14 protein-coding genes and 1 pseudogene are annotated in these 15,669 nt (G+C 60.4%); 5 read left to right on the top strand and 10 right to left on the bottom strand.

The features are described 5' to 3' along the window. Position 1: 1 nt before the first annotated feature. The 4 genes and pseudogenes from FHT77_RS09785 to FHT77_RS09770 form a co-directional block, all read right to left on the bottom strand. Positions 2-391 carry a nitrile hydratase accessory protein gene (locus tag FHT77_RS09785; RefSeq protein WP_409527439.1) on the bottom strand — a complete coding sequence of 130 codons (390 nt, stop codon included), beginning with the start codon at positions 389-391 and terminating at the stop codon, positions 2-4. Beyond that, complete coding sequence (gene nthB, locus FHT77_RS09780; protein ID WP_183754671.1) at positions 360-1,019, bottom strand: nitrile hydratase subunit beta; 660 nt, start codon at positions 1,017-1,019, stop codon at positions 360-362. Before nthB ends, FHT77_RS09785 begins: the two co-directional genes overlap by 32 nt. After that, positions 1,016-1,645 (bottom strand): nitrile hydratase subunit alpha, encoded by a 630-nt coding sequence (gene nthA / locus FHT77_RS09775; RefSeq protein WP_183754669.1) that lies wholly within the window; start codon positions 1,643-1,645, stop codon positions 1,016-1,018. Before nthA ends, nthB begins: the two co-directional genes overlap by 4 nt. Before the next feature lie 75 nt (positions 1,646-1,720). After that, positions 1,721-2,314: pseudogene (locus FHT77_RS09770) on the bottom strand (LysE family translocator). Positions 2,315-2,473: 159 nt separating this feature from the next. Here FHT77_RS09770 and FHT77_RS09765 point away from each other — a divergent pair. Then, entirely contained in the window at positions 2,474-3,322 is an 849-nt protein-coding gene (locus FHT77_RS09765) for an aldo/keto reductase (RefSeq protein ID WP_183754667.1), read from the top strand. Here the strand turns inward: FHT77_RS09765 and FHT77_RS09760 are convergent. After that, entirely contained in the window at positions 3,246-4,511 is a 1,266-nt protein-coding gene (locus tag FHT77_RS09760; RefSeq protein ID WP_246719756.1) for an alkene reductase, read from the bottom strand. The two genes, FHT77_RS09765 and FHT77_RS09760, sit on opposite strands and share 77 nt — an antisense overlap. Positions 4,512-4,584: 73 nt before the next feature. On the opposite strand from FHT77_RS09760, the gene FHT77_RS09755 reads away from it, so the two are divergent. Next, positions 4,585-5,574, top strand: a complete 990-nt coding sequence (locus FHT77_RS09755) for a LysR family transcriptional regulator (protein ID WP_246719754.1) — start codon at positions 4,585-4,587, stop codon at positions 5,572-5,574. Between the two features lie 71 nt (positions 5,575-5,645). Here FHT77_RS09755 and ilvN read toward each other — a convergent pair whose 3' ends face one another. Both ilvN and FHT77_RS09745 read right to left on the bottom strand, forming a co-directional pair. Further along, the gene (gene ilvN, locus FHT77_RS09750; protein ID WP_016554457.1) at positions 5,646-6,218 is read right to left on the bottom strand and encodes an acetolactate synthase small subunit; all 573 of its coding nucleotides are present in this window, start codon (positions 6,216-6,218) and stop codon (positions 5,646-5,648) included. A 26-nt stretch (positions 6,219-6,244) separates the two neighbouring features. Then, a complete protein-coding gene (locus FHT77_RS09745) occupies positions 6,245-8,038 on the bottom strand; it encodes an acetolactate synthase 3 large subunit (RefSeq protein ID WP_183754663.1) in 1,794 nt (597 codons plus the stop codon). 345 nt (positions 8,039-8,383) lie between these two features. Between FHT77_RS09745 and FHT77_RS09740 the strand changes: the two genes are divergently transcribed. Beyond that, entirely contained in the window at positions 8,384-10,477 is a 2,094-nt protein-coding gene (locus FHT77_RS09740; RefSeq protein ID WP_183754661.1) for a helicase HerA domain-containing protein, read from the top strand. A gap of 11 nt (positions 10,478-10,488) precedes the next feature. On the opposite strand, the gene miaA is transcribed toward FHT77_RS09740, so the two are convergent. Then, positions 10,489-11,379 carry a tRNA (adenosine(37)-N6)-dimethylallyltransferase MiaA gene (gene miaA, locus FHT77_RS09735; RefSeq protein ID WP_183754659.1) on the bottom strand — a complete coding sequence of 297 codons (891 nt, stop codon included), beginning with the start codon at positions 11,377-11,379 and terminating at the stop codon, positions 10,489-10,491. Position 11,380: 1 nt separating this feature from the next. Between miaA and serB the strand changes: the two genes are divergently transcribed. Continuing rightward, the gene (gene serB / locus FHT77_RS09730; RefSeq protein WP_183754657.1) at positions 11,381-12,271 is read left to right on the top strand and encodes a phosphoserine phosphatase SerB; all 891 of its coding nucleotides are present in this window, start codon (positions 11,381-11,383) and stop codon (positions 12,269-12,271) included. Beyond that, positions 12,268-12,834 carry a GNAT family N-acetyltransferase gene (locus FHT77_RS09725; RefSeq protein ID WP_183754656.1) on the top strand — a complete coding sequence of 189 codons (567 nt, stop codon included), beginning with the start codon at positions 12,268-12,270 and terminating at the stop codon, positions 12,832-12,834. Before serB ends, FHT77_RS09725 begins: the two co-directional genes overlap by 4 nt. A 120-nt stretch (positions 12,835-12,954) precedes the next feature. Here the strand turns inward: FHT77_RS09725 and FHT77_RS09720 are convergent, their stop codons facing one another. Next, positions 12,955-14,550 carry a DegQ family serine endoprotease gene (locus FHT77_RS09720; RefSeq protein ID WP_183754654.1) on the bottom strand — a complete coding sequence of 532 codons (1,596 nt, stop codon included), beginning with the start codon at positions 14,548-14,550 and terminating at the stop codon, positions 12,955-12,957. A gap of 189 nt (positions 14,551-14,739) precedes the next feature. Next, the gene (hflC, locus tag FHT77_RS09715; RefSeq protein ID WP_114713142.1) at positions 14,740-15,666 is read right to left on the bottom strand and encodes a protease modulator HflC; all 927 of its coding nucleotides are present in this window, start codon (positions 15,664-15,666) and stop codon (positions 14,740-14,742) included. Positions 15,667-15,669: the final 3 nt, after the last annotated feature.

Genomic DNA, 15,669 nt, shown 5'->3' with positions numbered 1-15,669 from the left:
CTCAGCGCAGCGGATCGTTGGCAAGTTCGATCGGCTTGCCGTGCGGTGTCGCCTCGGCCGCCCGCTGCCAACTCCGCTGCAGATCGATGATCGTGTCGGCGTCGGCCACGCCGAGTTTGACGAGCAGCGCCGAAAGCGCTGCCACCCAGCAATCGAAGTAGTCGCTACCGTCTTCGGCCCGGCCGGGCTCATGCAGCTCCCGGGACAAGGCGTCCGCCCATTCGCTCCAGGTAAACAGCCCCCGCTCATGCAAATGGACTGTCATCGCAAACGCCTCAGCAGCCCAGGGCTCCGGAAAAACCGGCTCGCCGTCAGCCGATTTCGGCAATCGCGGCGATCGCGCCAGCGGCGAACGTGTATCACACTGGTTCAAGATAGCTCTCCCAGGCATCAATCGAAACGCTGAGTGTCGGATCGGCACCCTCGCCCCAGATCTCGCCGCCATCGAACACGACGGTATACACCCATTGCGGGTTTTCACCCCTTCCGTGGGCATTGTCGTCCGGAAAGACGAACGAGCCCTGAACCGCTTCCACCACGCCCGATTTCGCGCGCGCATAACGTGGCAACCGCGTATGGGTGGTCGGATTGAAATTTCTGGTTCGAACCTTGTCACCGGCAGCGAACCGGGGCGCCGTTGTCACCGGTCGGTCACAGGGGCCGCCTTTGGCGAGCACACCCGCCACCATATCGGCTTTGAGTACCCGCTTCGGCATTGCGCCATCCGACTGCTTGCGGCCGGCATCGATCTCCGCAGCCGTGACGAAGCCATGCCGCTGCAACAGCACCTCCAGCGCCCGCGTCCAGATCTCGTAGTAGCTCGCGCCAAGGTAATCGGCCGGCGGGATGCTTTCGCGCGTATGGCGGCTCTCATCGATGTTCCAGGCGCCAAGCGCGCCGCTGGACAGCGTAAGTCCAAGCGCCCGCTTCTCCCACTCGGCATGGAAATACGGCTCGTTCTTTTCCGGCGCGACTGGGCCAAAGCCCATCTGGCCACCAAGGTCATGCGGGCCGTTCATCTTGCACTCTCCGGAACAGTTGCCAGACCTGTTCCAATCATCGCGTCACGGCTGACGAGATCGGCGAGTCGTTCCTCGCTCCAACCGTCCGTGCCGTTCGGCCGCTCCGGAACAACGAGATACCGCAACTCGGCCGTAGAATCCCAGACGCGGATCTTCTTGCTCTCCGGCAATGTGACGCCGAACTCTGCCAGTACGCCGCGCGGGTCGATGACTGCCCGCGAGCGATAGGCCGGTGCCTTGTACCACACCGGCGGCAAGCCGAGCACAGACCAGGGGTAACAGGAGCAGAGCGTACAGACGACGAGGTTGTGCGTGTCGTCGGTGTTGAACACCGCACGCATATGCTCGCCCTGGCGTCCGGCATATCCGAGACTCGCGATCGCAGCGGTCGCATCTTGCCGCAACCAGTCCGCAAATTCGAGATCGCTCCAGGCCTTCGCGACGACACGCGCTCCGTTGCGGGGACCGACCTTTGTTTCGTAGGTCTCAACAATCACGTCTATCGCTGCCGGATCAATCAGCCCCTTCTCTGTCAGGACAGTCTCCAGCGCCCTCACCCGCGCCTGCATGTCCGTGTAGCGGTTGTCGTGATGGTGATGATGGTCGTGATCGTCGTCGTGCAAGGGACATCCTCCGCCAATGCGTGACGCATCTTAGGCGGTTGAAATCCAGCCGCCAAGCTTACCGCCAGCTGGTGTCTACTTTAACAACGGCCACAGGCTTAGCACCAACAGCACGGCCATGGTGATGTTGAACCATTTGAGCCTCGTCGGCTCTGACAGCCAATCGCGCAGCGCCGAACCAAAGCCCGCCCAAGTCGACACGCTTGGCACGTTGACCACTGCAAACGCGCCGCCGACGATCAGAACGCTCGCCAGATAGATGTCGGGGATCGTATAGGTCGCCATTGCTGTGACGGCCATGACCCAGGCCTTCGGATTGATCCACTAGAAGGCTGCCGCCGAGAGAAATGACATCGGCTTCGCGCCGCTCCTGCCTTCGCCGATAGAACGCGACGTCGCAATCTTCCACGCGATCCAGGCAAGATAGGCGCCACCGGCAAACTTCAGCGTCATGTAGAGCGCCGGAACCGTATGCAGGAGCGCCCCGAGCCCGAAACCGACGCCGATCAGCAGTGAGAAGAAGCCTGCCCCGATACCCAGCATATGCGGAACGGTACGGCGGAAACCGAAATTCACGCCGGATGCGAACAGCATCATATTGTTCGGCCCCGGCGTTATGGATGTCGCAAATGCAAACAGCACCAGGGCAAGAAATGTGTCCAGCGGCATGGAACCTCCCGAAGCCCACGTCCGGTACGGCGAGGCCTTTGAATTTAGGTCAGTGTACGTGACCTAAATTCGTCTTTCCACACGGTCATTGTCATGGTGACAGGATTGGTTGAAAGATCATCGATCTGTCCAATCTTCTCCTAAACCGGGAACGACATCATGCAAGGCGACGCCATCCCAACGATCCGCTTTCCGAACGGTGCGGAGGTCCCGGCCCTTGGCCAGGGCACCTGGAACATGGGCGAGAGATCCTCGGAGGCAAAGCGGGAAATCGAGAGCCTGCGGACAGGCCTGGATCTCGGCATGACGCTGATCGATACGGCGGAAATGTACGCCGATGGCGGTGCTGAGAAGATCGTCGGCGAGGCAATCCGTGGGCGCCGAGAAGAGGTCTTTCTCGTCAGCAAGGTCTATCCCTGGAACGCCAGCCGGCGGGGCACGATCGACGCCTGTGAAGGCAGCCTGTCGCGTCTCGGGACGGATCGGATCGACCTCTATCTGTTGCATTGGCGCGGCGACCACCCTTTGTCGGAAACCGTCGAAGCGTTCGAGGGGCTCAAGGCATCGGGCAAGATCGGAGCTTGGGGTGTTTCCAACTTCGACAAGAGCGATATGGAGGAACTGTTTGATGTGCCTCATGGGCACAACGTCGCCACCAATCAGGTGCTCTACAATCTGTCGCGTCGCGGCGTCGAATATGATCTGCTGCCATGGTGTCAGGAGCGTCAGATCCCGGTCATGGCCTATTCGCCGATCGAACAGGGTCGTGTCCTGCATCATCCGGAACTGATCCGCATTGCCAAGGCATACCAGGCGACGCCGGCGCAGGTGGCGCTTGCCTTCCTTTTGGAACGCGAGGGTGTAATCGTTATCCCGAAGACATCGAGCGCTGCCCGCGCCGCCGAAAACCGCGACGCCGTTTCGCTCGATATTACCGACGAGGACTGGGCGGCACTCGATGCTGCCTTCCCGCCTCCAGCAAGAAAAAAGCCGCTGGAGATGCTGTGACATCCAGCGGCTTTCTATGACGTCGCGTTGCGATTTCCTGGAAATCGCTGGTCGGCGCCGCGACTAGGCAGCCTTTTGCCTCAGCGCCACCCGCGTATACCGGGTAGTCAGTGTATCCCTCGGCGCCGCCGCCGTAGTAGGTGTCACGGTTGGGCGTCGCCAAAGGCAGATCCCCCTGCAGACGTTCTACCAGATCCGGATTTGCGATGAACGGCTGACCAAAGGCGGCAAGATCAATCAAGCCGTCCCGCAGAAACTCTTCGGCGCGACCCTTGTCGAGGGAACCAGCAAGAATCAGCGTACCGGAGTAGCTCTGGCGGAACTTGCGCAGGAAATCTCTCGAAAGAGCCGGAGCACTGGCCGGACCCTGGTCCTTCAAGTGCACATAGGCAAGGTTGCGTTCAGCGAGCGCAGTAGCAAGGTGCAGGTAGGTTTCCTCGATCAATAGATGATGCGGCATGTCGAACAGCTTGCCGAATGGTGAAAGCCTGATGCCGACCTTCTCCGCGCCAATCCGCGCCACCACCGCATCGACGATCTCGAGCACGAAGCGCGTCCTGTCCTCGACGTTGCCCGCTCCATACCGATCGGCGCGGTCGTTGATTTCAGGATTGAGAAACTGCTCAAGCAGATAGCCGTTTGCGCCGTGGATTTCGACGCCGTCAAATCCGGCCGCAATGGCATTTGTCGCGGCATTCGCAAAGTCGTTTACAACCCTCGCAACCTCGTCGGTCCCGAGCGGCCGCGGTACGCTCGCTTCGACGAAGCCGGCAACGCCGTCCTCATTGAACGCATAGGCCGTGCTCTTTTCGTCGCGCGCCGGCTTGGCGCTGGAACTGACTGGCTGTCCGCCGGCCGGCTGAAGAGAGGTGTGCGACATGCGACCGACGTGCCAGATCTGCGCAAAAATCTTCCCGCCCTCCTCGTGCACGGCCTCAGTCACACCCTGCCAACCGCGGACCTGCTCGTCCGACCAGATGCCAGGGATAAAGGCGAAACCCGTCCCTTCTTGCGAGATCGGCGTCCCCTCAGAGACGATCAGACCGGCGCCAGCGCGCTGCCGGTAGTAGCGGGCGGTCAGCTGGTCAGCGATCCCGTCCTTCGCCCGGGCGCGGGTCATCGGAGCCATGACCACGCGGTTGCGAAGCTTCTGGCCGCGAAGGTCGTAGGCTTGAAAGAGAGACTTCATGAGCGTCATTCCTTAATTCGGTTGATTGTGATCGACGGAATAGATATCTGTGGGTCACCCAGAAATCCAACAGATGGAAATCATGATGTCGATCGATCACGCTCATATCTTGAAGTTCGACCTGAATCTGCTGGTTGCGTTTGACGCCCTTATGAGCGAGCGCAACGTCACGCGGGCGGCACAGCGCATCGGCACTTCCCAATCCGCCTTGAGCCACAACCTCGGGCGCCTGCGAGCGCTTCTGTCCGACGAGCTGTTTGTTCGCTCGGCACGCGGAATCGAACCGACGCCACGGGCGCAGGAACTCGCGGAAACCGTGAGCGGGATCCTGTGCACGATCCAATCCCGCCTGATCGAGCCAGAGCAATTCGACCCGGCAACGGATGAGCGAACCTTCACGCTCGGAATGACTGACTATCTGGAAAGCCTGTTGATGCCGCCGCTGCTCGCTTCCGTTCGCGAGCAGGCACCACACGTCGATTTCGTAATCCGGTCGCTCGACCAGGATTATCCCACGGATCTGCTGGACAACGGCGAGATCGACCTTGCAATCGGCAAGGTGGAGACCGGCAACGAACTCCACAAACGTCGCAAGCTCTGGTCCGAGCGCTACGTCATTCTCAGCAATCCCGAGACAACCGGTGGTTCCGGCACGATCGACCTCGAGGCGTTTCTCGCGACCCCACAGGCGGTGATCGTCAGCAAGGACGGTCGCTGCCGCCTCGTGGATGAAGTGCTGGCCGAGCGTGGACTGAAACGACGTGCAGCGGTAACGACGCCACACCTCTTCACGCTGCCGATCCTGGTTCGCGACACGCATGTGATCGCCGCCGTGCCGGCAAGCTTCGCCCGGGCGTGGGCGCCGGTGTTCGGTCTCGCCATCAGCCCCGGACCGGTGGACATCCCGCCCTACGACATCTCGCTTGGATGGCATACCTCGTCCGACCGCAACGCCGGCCACGTGTGGCTGCGCCAACAGGTCCTTGCGGCGCTAGAGCCTGTGCGTGCCAAGGTTTTGGAGGCGAATGCAGGATCCGATATCGCCTTGATCGCTGCCGAATAGTTTGACGCCCAGATCCATGGGCGGCATACGGAAGAAGGAAGTGCCGGACGCTGTCCGGCACGTCTGTTTTCTTACATGCCCTGCTGGCCGCGATTCATGGCGGCAATGCCGGTGCGGCAGACTTCGATCAGGCCAAGCGGCTTCATGATCGACACGAACTGGTCGATCTTCGAAGACTTTCCAGTGATCTCGAGAATGAAGTGATCGACGGTCGCGTCCACCACCTTCGCATGGAAGGCGTCAGCGAGCCGGAGCGTTTCGGCGCGCGTCTCGCCCGTGCCGACCACCTTGACGAGCGCCACTTCACGCTCGATCGGACGCTCCTGGCCGAGCTCGCGGGCGCGGACCGTGAGATCGACAACCCGATGAACGGGGACGATGCGTTCAAGCTGCGCCTTGATCTGTTCGAGCACGTGCGGCGTGCCGCGCGTCACGATGGTAATGCGCGACAGATGCGCCTGGTGCTCGGTCTCGGAGACGGTCAGGCTCTCGATGTTGTATCCGCGGCCGGAAAACAGGCCGATGACGCGGGCAAGGACGCCGGGCTCGTTGTCGACGAGGACCGAAAGCGTGTGGCTTTCGGCCGCCGCCGTCTCCGGCGAAATGAAGTAGGCAGAGCCCGTCGGCTGAAGATGTGCGTTCATGATCGTGGGTTTCCTCTACCTTGATATCAAACGAGCTGACGGCCCTTGGCGTCGATCGCGTTGGCGACCGCCTCGTCCGTGGCTTCGTCCGGCAACAGCATTTCGTTGTGAGCCTTGCCCGAGGGGATCATCGGGAAGCAGTTGGCGAGATTGGCGACACGGCAATCGAAAATGACCGGCTTCTTCACGTCGATCATTTCCTGGATGGCGCCGTCCAGATCATCGGGCTTGTCGCAACGCAGACCAACGGCACCATAGGCTTCGGCGAGCTTGACGAAGTCAGGCATCGCTTCCGTGTAGGAGTTGGACAGACGGTTGCCGTGCAGCAGCTGCTGCCACTGGCGGACCATGCCCATGTACTGGTTGTTCATGATGAAGATCTTGATCGGCGCCTCGTACTGGATCGCCGTCGACATCTCCTGAATGCACATCTGGATCGAGGCGTCGCCGGCGATATCGATGACGAGACTATCAGGATGGGCAATCTGCACGCCGAGCGCTGCCGGCAGGCCGTAGCCCATGGTGCCGAGGCCGCCCGAGGTCATCCAGCGGTTCGGCTTCTCGAAGCCGTAGAACTGTGCTGCCCACATCTGGTGCTGACCAACTTCCGTCGTGATGTAGGTGTCGCGATCCTTGGTCAGCGCATAGAGGCGCTCCAGCGCGTATTGCGGCATGATCACGTCGTTATTCTTGGTGTAGGCGAAGGAATTACGCGCGCGCCAGCGAGCGATATCAGCCCACCAATCGGCGATCTGGCTCTTTTCCGGCTTCTTCGGCAATGCGCGCCACAGGCGAACCATATCTTCCAGAACGCTTCCGACATCGCCGCGAATCCCAAGATCGACGCGAACGTTCTTGTTGATCGAGGACGGGTCGATGTCGATGTGGATCTTCTTCGAGTTCGGCGAGAAGGCATTGATGCGGCCGGTGATACGGTCGTCGAAGCGGGCGCCGATGCAGACCATCACGTCGCAATCATGCATCGCCATGTTCGCCTCGTAGGAGCCGTGCATACCGAGCATCTTCAGCCAGTTCTTGCCCGATGCCGGATAGGCGCCGAGGCCCATCAGCGTCGAGGTGATCGGGAAATCCGTCAGTTCGACCAACTCGCGCAGCAGTTTGGTAGCTTCGGGGCCGGAATTGACAACGCCGCCACCGCTATAGATGACCGGACGCTTTGCGCTTGCCATCAGTTCAATGGCAGCCTGGATCTGGCTGAGATCACCCTGAACCTTCGGCTGGTAGCTCTTCTGGATCGCATGGGCTGACGGCGGCGTGTAGGTGCCGGTCGCAAACTGAACGTCCTTCGGGATATCGACGACAACAGGACCCGGACGGCCGGACTGGGCGATGCGGAAGGCTTCGTGGATGATCGCGGCCAGATCGTTGACGTCCTTGACCAGCCAGTTGTGCTTGGTGCAGGGGCGCGTGATGCCAACAGTATCGCATTCCTGGAAGGCATCCGAACCGATCAGCGAGGTCGGAACCTGACCGGTCAGGCAAACGAGCGGGATCGAGTCCATCAAGGCGTCCTGCAGCGGCGTGACGGCATTGGTCGCACCCGGACCCGAGGTCACGAGCATGACACCGACCTTGCCTGTGGAGCGGGCATAGCCTTCGGCGGCGTGGCCGGCGCCCTGCTCATGGCGGACGAGAATGTGCTTGATATCGTCCTGCTGGAAGATCTCATCGTAGATCGGCAGCACTGCGCCACCCGGATAGCCGAAGATGTGCTCGACGCCATTGTCCCTCAGCGCCTGGAGGACGATCTCCGCTCCCGTCATCCGATTGCCTGCTGCCTGATTGTCCGTGCCCGTCATGTTTCTTTTCCGTTTTGACTGCTGGGATTTGAGTTTTATGGTCCGGAAGCCCGAATTTCGGGCATAAAAAAAGGCCCCTGTGGGAGCCTTCGTCTAGCGCATGGGTGGCTGTCGCCGGATGGTTAAACCATCCTGCCCATGCGCCTTCCCACCACGATAAGAGCTACTGCGATTTTCATGGGGCGAATTGATAGACAGAAAATTTCGCATCGTCAACGCATGCCGCAATAAAAAATCGAACGCCATCGTCCCGGTCAGACGTGCGCGGGACTGGCGCGCCTGTCGCAAAAAGACTTTCTTAAACGTTCGCTCATATCCTTCTTAGCTACCGCAGGGAGTAGCCCTTTGCTGAACAAGGACTTGCACACGGCAGGCAAGGCAGGCGAGCATGACCGCCGCGACGACCAGACCCCGGGTAACCGGTTTCTTGGCCGCGTTGTTGCGTGTAGCGGGTCTCGCGCCACGATCGCTGCCGTCGCAGAAGCTGGCGGCACAGAGCTGGCCGAACTGTGGTCGGTCGGAAGGCTCATTTCGATCAGCGTCGGTCGAAACCGGGTGGTCGCCCTCGTCTACTCCATGAACACCGGCGGTCACAGTTGGGGCGAAGGAGAAGACAACTACTTTCAAATCGAAACCGAATTGCTTGGCGAAGTTCGCGTTGACGAGGATGGCCGCGAGCAATTCTCGACCGGCATTTCGCGCTATCCCTATCTCGGCGCCATCGCTCACCGCATCCGCTCGACCGACTTGATGCGCATCTATGACGCCGGCAGCGGAACAACAGCCGTGATCGGCAAGCTCACGCAAGACGAGAGCATCGATGCCGCCATCCATATTCCCTCGATGCTGTCCAAGCATTTCGCCATCGTTGGCTCGACCGGCGTTGGCAAGTCGACAGCAGTCTCTCTGCTTTTGCACAAGGCGATCGAGGCTGACCCGAAGCTGCGCGTACTGATTCTCGACCCGCACAACGAGTTTGCTGCCGCCTTCCCGAAGCACTCCGTTGTCATTGATACGGACACGCTCGACCTGCCGTTCTGGCTGATGAAACTGGAAGAGTTCGCGGAAGTGGTCTTCAGAGGCCGAACACCGATTCCGGAAGAAGTCGACATCCTGCGGGATTTGCTGCCGGAGGCAAAGCGCGCCTTCCGCGGCAGCGACAATTCGCTCGTCAGGCGCACAACGGAAAAGAGCTCGATTACCGCGGATACGCCGGTTCCCTATCGCATGGCCGATCTGCTGGCGCTGATCGACGAACGCATCGGCAGGCTCGAGGGACGCAGCGAAAAGCCTCTGCTCCGGTCGCTGAAGATGCGCGTTCTCGCTGCCATCAACGATCCGCGCTACCACTTCATGTTCTCCAGCAACACGATCAGCGACACAATCATGGAGACGGTGGCGGAAATCTTCCGCATCCCTGGCGACAATAGGCCGATCTGCACCTTCCAGCTATCTGGCATCCCCTCCGAGGTCGTGAACTCAGTCGCTTCGGTCCTTTGCCGCATGGCTTTTGAAATCGCATTATGGAGCGACGGCGCCATCCACATGCTCGTCGTCTGCGAAGAAGCACACCGCTACATTCCGTCGGATCCGAATCTCGGCTTCTTCCCGACAAGACAGGCAATCGCCCGCATCGCCAAGGAAGGCCGCAAATACGGCGTGTCGCTGGGGATCATCACCCAGCGTCCAGGCGAACTCGATCAGACGATCTTGTCGCAGTGCTCGACGCTGTTTGCCATGCGCCTTGCCAATGATCGTGACCAGGAAATCATCCGTTCGGCGATTCCCAACTCGTCGATCTCGACGACCAGCTTCATTTCCTCGATCGGCAACGGCGAGGCGATTGCCTTCGGTGAAGCGATCAGCGTTCCAATGCGAATGCGCTTCTCGCGCGTCGAGGAACGCTACTTGCCGAAGGCCAACGGCGCTAATGTGAAGGTCAGCGACGAGGATCCTGACAACGTCGATCTACGCAAGATCGTAACCCGCATGCGCGCCACCAGCGGCCCGGATATTTCGGCGTTCCAGCAAAGCTACTCCGCTGCAATGCCACCAAGCGGTCCTTATGAGGACGAAGAGGACTATGACAACGACTACGACGGCCCGGTAGCACCCTCCTCTTATCCGTCAGCGCCATTGCCGGGTCATTCTCTGGCGGCTCCACCACTCGCGCCGATCGAACCATATCGTCGCGACATGTTGCCGGGATCAGGCACCCCGCGAGAGCCATTTGCCGCTCCTCAGCGCGCGCCTCTTGCAGCGCCGGAAACGTCTATCGATGGCCGCCTGGAAGCCCTACGACGTGAAATGCGCGGAGAACCGGCACCCAGGACCGGCGACGGCCCAGCTGTCGCAGGAAGCATTCGCCGTGAACCCGGTATGTCCCTCCGTGACAGCATCCTGAAAAAGCCGCTCAGCAGCCTAAATAACAAGGACTAGCCGGTACCACGCTACCGCAAGCGCTCCCAGCTTTCGTCCATCTGGTTGCGAAACCAGGTCATCTGTCGCTTGGCATATTGCCGCGTCGCCGCAGCGCCCCGCTCCAGAACCTCGTCGCGCGTAAGCTCGCCATTCAACATCGCCGCAATCTGCGAAACGCCAATGGCTTTCATCACAGGCATGTCAGGCGACAATGAAAGCGAGAGCAGCGCTTTCACTTCACCCTCAGCCCCCTGCTCCAGCATCTTTTCAAATCGCCCGTTGATCCGCTGGTGAAGGACGGCACGCTCCGGCTCGACCACGATCTTGCGAGCCGCCGAGGGGTCGATAATCACTGGTCCCGCTTGCGCCTGAAAATCGACGATCGAGCGGCCGGTCGCCTCGACAACCTCGAGCGCCCTCACGATCCGCTGCCCATCCTGCGGACGAAGACCTTCGGCGACAGCGGGATCGCGCTCTTGCAGTTGCCGATAGAGTTCGTCAGGCCCCTCTTGCTGCAAGCGTGAACGAAGGCTATTGCGCACGTCCTCCGGTATCGCAGGCATGTCGGAAAGGCCGCCCGTCAACGCTTTGAAATAGAGGCCCGTTCCGCCAACGAAAATCGGTTTGCGCCCATCGGCGCGGAGACGCTGGCGCAGATCCGTAACGTCGCGCAGCCACGCCCCTGTCGAATAGGCACGACTAGCGGGGACGTGACCGTAGAGGTAATGGGGAATACCCTGCATATCGTCTTCAGATGGCCGCGCGGTCAACACGCGCAGCGTATCGTAGACCTGCATGCTGTCGGCGTTGACGACGACCCCACTGTGCTCTTTTGCCAATTCGACCGCGAGCGCGGACTTGCCGCTGGCGGTCGGCCCGGTTATCAGGATCGCGTTCATTGCGCTCAGAAGGTTTTCCATCATGGCCCTCGTTGCCACGCTTGTTGCCAATCCGTCAAATCCTGTTCTCACGCAGTCGATTGCCGAGCAGGCGGCCGATGCAATCAAGGCTTCCGGCCTCTACTGGCTGGCTGACGGAATTGCCTGCGATATCGCACTGAGGGATGGGGCCGACGTCGAAGCCACTCGAGCCAACATTCTCGCCGTCATCGGCAGCGCTGCCATCGACCTCGTCATCCAGGATGCCGAGACACGCCGCAAGAGACTTCTGATCGCCGATATGGACTCAACCATGATTGGCCAGGAATGCATCGACGAACTCGCTGCCGAAGTGGGGCTAAAGGAGAAGGTCGCCGCGATCACGGCTCGCGCCATGAACGGCGAGATCGCTTTCGAGCCGGCCCTCCGTGAGCGCGTTGCGCTCTTGAAAGGGCTACCGATCTCGGTCGTCGACGACGTTATTTCCAGACGCATCACGCTCACTCCAGGTGGCCCAGAATTGATCGCCACCATGAAGTCGAAGGGACATTATACAGCGCTGGTCTCCGGCGGCTTTACCGTCTTCACCGGCCCCATCGCAAAGACGCTCGGCTTCGATGAGAACCGCGCGAATGTTCTGCTGGAAGAGGCTGGTGTTCTTTCCGGCTTCGTCTCTGAACCTATCCTCGGCAAGCAAGCCAAGGTCGATGCGCTGAACGACATTTCCGAAAGGCTCGGCATTTCTCCCGACGACGCCATTGCCGTTGGCGACGGCGCCAACGACCTCGGCATGCTTCAATTGGCTGGATCCGGCGTCGCTTTGCACGCTAAACCAACCGTCGCAGCCCAGGCGAAGATACAGATCAATCACGGCGATCTCAGCGCCCTGCTCTATATCCAGGGCTACCGCAAGACCGATTTCGTAGTGCCATGACGGTAATCCTAGAGACCGATCGCCTGCTTTTGCGCAACTGGACCGACGGTGATCGGCCGCTGTTCCACGAGATCAACTCCGATCCTGAGGTGATGGAATTCTTCGCCTTCCGTCGCGACCGCGCTGAAGCGGATTCGATGCTCGACACGATCCGCGACAGTATCGCCGAGACCGGCCTCGGCTTCTATGCGATAGCCCTGAAGGAAACCAATGAGCCGATCGGTTTCTGCGGTCTCTGGAGACCCAAGCTCGAACCGTTTCTGCCAGCGGGCACGATCGAAGTCGGCTGGCGTCTCGCGAAAAGGCACTGGGGCAGCGGATATGCGACAGAAGCGGGAATGGCCGCACTGCGCCATGGCTTCACCGAGTTCGACCCCAGCGAAATCGTTTCGTTTGCTGTAACCGACAACCATCGTTCGACCGCTGTCATGCAGCGGCTTGGCTTGCATCATGAACCTGATCGCGATTTCGACCACCCCAGCATTCCGGACACGCATCCGCATCTGAAACGCCACGTTCTTTACACGATCAGCCGTCAGCAATGGGAATGCGGGATCCGCTAACGCCAATTGCCGGCGCACGGCACCATAAGAAGTTGGTGCCGCTTGCCTTGGTCGCCGCACGGACTTCCGACGACGACGCCATTTGACGCTTCTTGAAGGGATGAGCGAGCCCTCGTCTCGCTACTCCATCGGCACAGCTACGAAGCGCAAGTCGCCGTTTGCCGACGCGATCATCATCTGCGCGTTCCGCCGGCCTTCCTGCTTTAGCGACTGCACCTTCGCGGCGACGGCCTCGGGCGAGCGCATAAACTCCTGCGCCACCTCAACGATAACGTCACCAGGCTTCAAGCCCTTTTCCGCCGCCAAAGAGCCGGCTGCGACCTCAGCGACAAGCACGCCATCGACACTTTCAGCGATACCGAAGGTTTTCCGGGTCTCCGCGCTTAGCTCAGACAGCGACAGGCCGAGTACATTCTTCGGATTTGCTGCATCGGGTGCAGCCTGATCCGTCTTGCCCTTGCCATCCGGCATGGGTTGGGTCTGCTGGTCATCGGGCTCATCCATATCCTGGTTTTCATCAGGATCCGGATTGATGACACCGCCCTTGTTGTTGGCGTCGGCATCGTTCGAGGCGGCCTGATCGCTATCCTCCAGGCGGCCGAGCTTCACCTTCACGGTCTGCTCCTTGCCGTCACGAAGCACGACAACGTCGACTTCCTTGCCGACGGGGCTTTCCGCCACCACGCGCGGCAAATCACGCATTTCGTTGACCGGCTTGCCGTCGAACTTGAGGATGACGTCGCCAGCCTTGATCGAACCGTCATCAACGGGACCACCCTTGATGACCCCCGCCACCAGCGCACCCTTGGCGCTCGATAGGCCGAGGCTGTCAGCAACATCGTCGGTAACCGGCTGGATGCGCACACCGAGCCAGCCACGGCGCGTTTCGCCGAACTCGCGCAACTGCTCGACGACGCCTGCAGCCAACTCCGACGGCACCGAGAAACCGATACCGATCGATCCGCCGCTCGGCGAAATGATCGCCGTGTTGATGCCAATAACCTCGCCCTTCATGTTGAAGAGCGGGCCGCCGGAATTGCCCTTGTTGATGGCCGCATCCGTCTGGATGAAGTTGTCGTAGGGTCCGGCGTTGATGTTGCGCCCGCGTCCCGAAATGATGCCGACAGTCACCGACCCGCCGAAGCCGAACGGATTGCCGATCGCCATGACCCAGTCACCGATGCGCATTCCGCTGGAATCGCCGAATTTCACGGCCGTGAGCGGCGCCTTTGGCTCAACCTTCAGCACCGAAAGATCGGTCTTGGTATCGGTGCCGATCAGCTTCGCCTTCAGCTTGGTGCCATCCGCGAAATTGACCTCGATATCGTCGGCGCCTTCAATCACGTGGTTGTTCGTGACGATGTAGCCCTGAGGGTCGATCACAAAGCCGGATCCCAGCGAATTGACGTTGTGGTTGCCGCCCTTGTTGCCCTTCTGCTTGTTGAAAAAGTCGTTGAAGAATTCCTGGAAGGGAGAACCGTCAGGCGCGCGCGGCGCCGGGCCAACACCCTCGTCATCCTTGACATTCTGCGAAGTCGAAATGTTTACAACGGCATTGAGGAGGCCTTCTGCGAGATCGGCAACGGATGCCGGGCCGTTCATCGGCGGCGTGCCCTGAGCTTGCACCGAGCCGGTGAAACCAACATTTGCCAGAAGTGCGGCGCCGGCCAGGAGAGCGAGCGATCGTCTGAAGGTCGGGCGGGTCGTCGGGGCCATCAAGCATCCTCATTTCAAATAAAACGCACTCTGAGCACCAGCATAAGGCGGAATGATGGAGGGTGAAATCACCTTTTCGCGAAATCCCGTGCAATCCTGTTCACCGCGCTCGCAGCCCTCGTGCCGCAACGCAAAAAGGCCGGCAGATTAGCCGGCCTTCGCGTTTTGTCAGGCGCCGCAACGCGGCGATCAGTTGGTCGGTGCCGTCGGCATCGCCGGCGCTGCGTTTCGAGGCGCGCCGCTTGCGTCGTTGAAGAAACGGAAGAACTGCGAGTTCGGCGAGATCACCAACGTCGTGTCTTGCGAGGTCAGAGCCGTCGAATAAGCGGCCATCGAACGATAGAACTCGAAGAACGCAGGATCCTTGCTGAATGCATCCGCAAACAAGCGGTTGCGCTCGGCGTCGCCCTGACCGCGCAGGACTTCAGAATCGCGTTGCGCTTCGGCGGTGATTTCGACCACCTGCCTGTCTGCGATAGCCCGGCGGCGTTGGCCCTCTTCAGTACCCTGCGCACGCAGGAGTTCAGCTTCGGCAAGACGCTCGGCGCGCATCCGGTCATAGGTCTTCGGCGCGACTTCGCGCGTCAGATCCGTACGACGGATGCGGACATCCTGAATGTTGAGACCAAGATCTTCGGCATCGCGATGCAAGTCGTCGCGAACCTCGAGCATCATTGCCACACGCTCTTCAGACAGTGCAGCATCGAAGTCGCGCAGACCGTAGACACGCCGAAGCGAAGAATCGAGTTGCGTGCGAAGGCGCGCTTCCGCTGCCTCGCGATCGCCGGAGACGGTTTCACGGAACTTGCGGACGTCCCTGATGTCATAGACCACGAAGGCATCAACATCGAAGGTCGCGCCGCCACGAACCTGAACACGAATGTTGTCGAGGTCGAAGCGCAGTGCCTGCCGTTCCACGATCTGGACGCGGTCGGCATCCATGAAGGCAAACGGCAGCTTGAAGTAGATACCCGGCTCGGTCTTCACCGACTGGATCTGACCGAAGCGGACAACAATCGCCTGCTCACGCGCATTCACGACGAAGACCGACGAGTAGAGCGCAATCAAGACGACGGCGAGAAGGCCGAGAATGAGGGGAAGCCTGTTCGATGTCATGGC

The organism is Rhizobium sp. BK181 (genome assembly GCF_014193305.1).
In the GTDB taxonomy this organism is placed as follows: Bacteria; Pseudomonadota; Alphaproteobacteria; order Rhizobiales; family Rhizobiaceae; genus Rhizobium.
The sequence above is the reverse complement of the archived record's forward strand: the minus strand, read 5'-3'. Positions and strand labels throughout refer to the sequence as shown.

What these genes read in the sequence shown, in the direction of transcription:
- FHT77_RS09720 (WP_183754654.1), bottom strand. Translation starts at nt 14,550, where the DNA reads ATGGCCCCGACGACCCGCCCGACCTTCAGACGATCGCTCGCTCTCCTG.
- FHT77_RS09725 (WP_183754656.1), top strand. Translation starts at nt 12,268, where the DNA reads ATGACGGTAATCCTAGAGACCGATCGCCTGCTTTTGCGCAACTGGACC.
- hflC (WP_114713142.1), bottom strand. Translation starts at nt 15,666, where the DNA reads ATGACATCGAACAGGCTTCCCCTCATTCTCGGCCTTCTCGCCGTCGTC.
- FHT77_RS09785 (WP_409527439.1), bottom strand. Translation starts at nt 391, where the DNA reads ATGCCTGGGAGAGCTATCTTGAACCAGTGTGATACACGTTCGCCGCTG.
- serB (WP_183754657.1), top strand. Translation starts at nt 11,381, where the DNA reads ATGGCCCTCGTTGCCACGCTTGTTGCCAATCCGTCAAATCCTGTTCTC.
- ilvN (WP_016554457.1), bottom strand. Translation starts at nt 6,218, where the DNA reads ATGAACGCACATCTTCAGCCGACGGGCTCTGCCTACTTCATTTCGCCG.
- FHT77_RS09745 (WP_183754663.1), bottom strand. Translation starts at nt 8,038, where the DNA reads ATGACGGGCACGGACAATCAGGCAGCAGGCAATCGGATGACGGGAGCG.
- FHT77_RS09765 (WP_183754667.1), top strand. Translation starts at nt 2,474, where the DNA reads ATGCAAGGCGACGCCATCCCAACGATCCGCTTTCCGAACGGTGCGGAG.
- nthB (WP_183754671.1), bottom strand. Translation starts at nt 1,019, where the DNA reads ATGAACGGCCCGCATGACCTTGGTGGCCAGATGGGCTTTGGCCCAGTC.
- FHT77_RS09760 (WP_246719756.1), bottom strand. Translation starts at nt 4,511, where the DNA reads ATGAAGTCTCTCTTTCAAGCCTACGACCTTCGCGGCCAGAAGCTTCGC.
- FHT77_RS09755 (WP_246719754.1), top strand. Translation starts at nt 4,585, where the DNA reads ATGGAAATCATGATGTCGATCGATCACGCTCATATCTTGAAGTTCGAC.
- miaA (WP_183754659.1), bottom strand. Translation starts at nt 11,379, where the DNA reads ATGGAAAACCTTCTGAGCGCAATGAACGCGATCCTGATAACCGGGCCG.